The organism is Bacillus sp. LR--39, assembly GCF_053613335.1.
This window is the reverse complement of the sequence record NZ_JBSIOT010000793.1, coordinates 1-742: the sequence shown is the minus strand read 5'-3', so window position 1 is coordinate 742 and position 742 is coordinate 1. Positions and strand designations below refer to the sequence as shown.

The following is a 742-nucleotide window of genomic DNA, read 5'->3' as shown; positions in this document are numbered from 1 at the left end:
AAAGGAAAATATGTAGTGCTGACGGACGAAGATTTAAAAAGCTTAAAACAGGAGCATGAGGAGAAAGCGGTTGAGATTGTTGACTTTGTTCAGCTTCAGGAAATTGATCCGATTTATTTTAACCGCTCCTACTTTGTCGGCCCCGGGGATAATGGGACGAAGGCCTATACCCTGCTGCGTGAGGCGCTGCGCTCAACCAGAAAGATCGGTATCGCCAATATGACAATCAGGTCAAAGCAGCAGCTGGCGATTCTCCGTGTTTATGAAAATTGTATCGTCATGGAGTCTATCCATTATCCGGATGAGGTCAGAAGCGCCGCTCATGTCCCAGGTGTACCTGATCAATCGAATGTAAACGATAAGGAACTGCAAACTGCTATCACATTAATAGATGAACTGACTGCTGAGTTTGAGCCTGAGAAATATGAAGACACGTACCGACAGGCGCTGCTGCAAAGAGTCAACGACAAGCTTGAAAATAAAGAAACAGCCGTCACTCCTGATAAAGCGCCACCACGTGAAGATGTCATTGACCTGGTAAGCGCTCTGCAAGCCAGCATTGACCGAACCAGAAGGCCGAACCGGGAGACACCGGCTGCCGCACCTGCACAAGCCGCTGAACCGAAAGGAGCCGGAGATAAAAAACGAAAAACAACTAGAAAAAAAGCCTCCGGCACGTCATAGCCCATGGCGTTTACCATGCAGCCGGTCTTAACTTCGTCACCGCCAATCGGAGCAGAAT

At 48.5% G+C, this 742-nt stretch carries 1 protein-coding gene; it reads left to right on the top strand.

Annotated elements, in window-relative coordinates; all coding sequences use genetic code 11:
• Positions 1 to 684 (top strand): non-homologous end joining protein Ku (gene ku / locus ACWHAR_RS26575; RefSeq protein WP_452088362.1); only part of this gene is annotated, 684 nt, incomplete at its 5' end.
• Between the last annotated feature and the right edge of the window lie 58 nt (positions 685 to 742).